Origin of the sequence: Blastococcus atacamensis (assembly GCF_002938425.1) — a bacterium.
Classification (GTDB): Bacteria; Actinomycetota; Actinomycetes; order Mycobacteriales; family Geodermatophilaceae; genus Blastococcus; species Blastococcus atacamensis.
The window spans coordinates 1-2,778 of record NZ_POQU01000152.1; the positions used below are offsets into that span (position 1 = coordinate 1).

Annotated in this window: 2 protein-coding genes; both read right to left on the reverse strand. The window is 68.4% G+C overall.

Annotation, left to right across the window (positions count from 1 at the left end):
- Nucleotides 1-60 precede the first annotated feature (60 nt).
- Nucleotides 61-342, reverse strand: coding sequence for a DUF503 domain-containing protein (locus C5508_RS19115; RefSeq protein ID WP_104526489.1), 282 nt, complete (start codon nt 340-342; stop codon nt 61-63).
- A 104-nt stretch (nt 343-446) separates the two neighbouring features.
- The gene (infB, locus tag C5508_RS19120; RefSeq protein WP_232797307.1) at nt 447-2,615 is read right to left on the reverse strand and encodes a translation initiation factor IF-2; all 2,169 of its coding nucleotides are present in this window, start codon (nt 2,613-2,615) and stop codon (nt 447-449) included.
- Nucleotides 2,616-2,778: the final 163 nt, after the last annotated feature.

Genomic DNA, 2,778 nt, shown 5'->3' on the forward strand with positions numbered 1-2,778 from the left:
TTTTTTATTTTATCTTCTCGAGCCCCCCTCTTACTTAGCCTTTCCTCTGCGTCGGCAGCGTCAAAGTTGTATAAGGTGCGTCGACAGGAGCGTCACCTCCGGGCGCTCGGCCAGCAACCGCTCGCACGCGTCGAGCACGTCGGTGACCTGACCGGCGTCCCCCGCGACGGTGGCGACCCCGATCTGCGCACGGCGGTGCAGATCCTGGTCGCCGACCTCCGCGGCGGCGACGGCGAAGCGCCGCCGCAGCTCGGCCACGATCGGCCGGACGACGGCACGCTTGCCCTTGAGCGAGTGCACGTCACCGAGCAGCAGGTCGGCGGTCAGTGCCCCGGTGAACACCAGTGCACCTCCCACCGACCCGCTGCTAGTGACGTGCTGGACCGGCCCCCTTCCAGGGGCCCACCCTGAGCTTGCGAAGGGTGGGGAGGAAGGGGGTCCTTCAACTACTCGCGCGGCTTCTCGCGCATCTCGAAGGTCTCGATCACGTCATCGGTCTTGATGTCGTTGAACGAGCCCAGGCCGATACCGCACTCGTAGCCCTCGCGGACCTCGGTCGCGTCGTCCTTGAACCGGCGGAGGGACTCCACCGTCAGGTTGTCGGCGATCACGGCACCGTCGCGGATGAGACGGGCCTTCGAGTTGCGGACGATCGTGCCGCTGCGGACCAGCGAACCGGCGACGTTGCCGATCTTCGGGACTCGGAAGACCTCGCGGACCTCCGCCGTACCGAGCTGGACCTCCTCGTAGATGGGCTTGAGCATGCCCTTGAGCGCAGCCTCGATCTCCTCGATCGCCTGGTAGATGACCGTGTAGTACCGGACATCCACGCCCTCGCGGTTGGCGAGCTCGGTGGCCTGGCCCTCGGCCCGGACGTTGAAGCCCAGGACGATGACGTCGTCGGCGAGCGCGAGGTCGATGTCGCTCTTGGTGATCCCGCCGACGCCGCGGTGGATGACCCGCAGCGCGATCTCGTCGTCGATCTCGATCTTCATGAGCGCCTCTTCGAGCGCCTCGACGGTGCCCGAGTTGTCGCCCTTGATGATCAGGTTGAGCTGACGGGTCTCCTTGAGCGCCGCGTCGAGATCCTCCAGGCTGATCCGCTTCCGCATCGACGCGTTCTGCGCGTTGCGGATCCGGGCCTGACGACGGTCGGCGATCTGCCGGGCGACGCGGTCCTCCTCGACGACGAGGAAGGTGTCACCGGCACGGGGCACGGAGGTGAGGCCCACGACCTGCACGGGGCGGGCCGGCAGAGCCTCCTTGAGCTTGTTGCCGTGCTCGTCGAGCAGCGACCGGACGCGACCGTAGGCGTCGCCGGCCACGATCGAGTCACCCTGGCGCAGCGTGCCGCGCTGGACGAGCACCGTGGCGACGGGGCCGCGGCCCTTGTCCAGCTTGCCTTCGATGACCACACCCTGCGGGTCCTGCTCGGTGTTCGCGCGCAGGTCCAGCGAGGCGTCGGCGGTCAGCAGGATCGCCGCGGTCAGCTCGTCGAGGCCGATCCGGTTGAGCGCGGAGACGTCGACGAACATCGTGTCGCCGCCGTACTCCTCCGCCACCAGGCCGTACTCGGTGAGCTGCTGGCGGATCTTGGCGGGGTTGGCCCCCTCCTTGTCCACCTTGTTCACCGCGACCACGATCGGCACCTCGGCCGCCTGGGCGTGGTTGAGCGCCTCGACCGTCTGCGGCATGACGCCGTCGTCGGCCGCGACGACCAGGACGACGATGTCGGTGACCTTCGCGCCTCGGGCACGCATCGCGGTGAACGACTCGTGACCGGGGGTGTCGATGAAGGTGATCGGCCGCTCGATGCCCTCGAGCTCGGTGACGATCTGGTAGGCGCCGATGTGCTGGGTGATGCCGCCGGCCTCCCGCGCCACCACGTTGGTGTTGCGGAGGGCGTCCAGCAGCTTGGTCTTCCCGTGGTCGACGTGACCCATGACGGTCACGACCGGCGGACGGATGTCCCAGTCGTCCTCGTCGCCCTCGACGTCCCCGAAGGTGAGGTCGAACGTCTCGAGGAGCTCGCGGTCCTCGTCCTCGGGGCTGACGACCTGGATGACCCAGCCGATCTCGGCACCGAGCAGCTGCAGCGTCTCGTCGTTCACCGACTGCGTCGCGGTCACCATCTCGCCCAGGTGGAACAGGGCGGTGACCAGTGCGGCCGGCTGCGCGCCGATCTTCTCGGCGAGGTCGGTCAGCGACGCACCCCGGGGCAGCCGGACGGACTGCCCGTTGCCACGCGGCAGGCTGACGCCGCCCATGCTGGGCGCCGCCATCGAGTCGAACTCCTGACGCCGCTGCTTCTTGCTCTTGCGCCCGCGGACCGGACCGCGGCCACCGGGGCGCCCGAAGGCACCCGCGGTACCGGCACCGGAACCGCCGCGACCACGACCGCGGCCACCGCCACCGCCGCGGAAGCCACCACCGGCCGGCGCGCCGGCGCCAGGGGCACCGCCGCCGCCACCGGGACGGAAGCCGCCGCCGCCACCGCCGCCGCCGGGAGCACCCGGACGTCCGCGACCGCCGGGGCCACCGGGGCCGCCACCGGGACGACCGCCGCCGGCCGGACGGCCGGGCATCATGCCCGGCGAGGGGCGCTGCGGCATCATGCCCGGGTCTGTCTCCTATACACCTCTCCGCGCTCAAGATACCGTACTAGACCTCATATGCCGTCTTCTGCTTGAAAAAAAACAGTATTATTAATATCAATATGCAACATCAATCGCTGATATAGTCAGCTATCACATGACAACAGACATCGAGTAGATATCA

Coding starts and splice junctions, on each gene's coding strand:
- infB (WP_232797307.1), bottom strand. CDS start 2,615: ATGATGCCGCAGCGCCCCTCGCCGGGCATGATGCCCGGCCGTCCGGCC.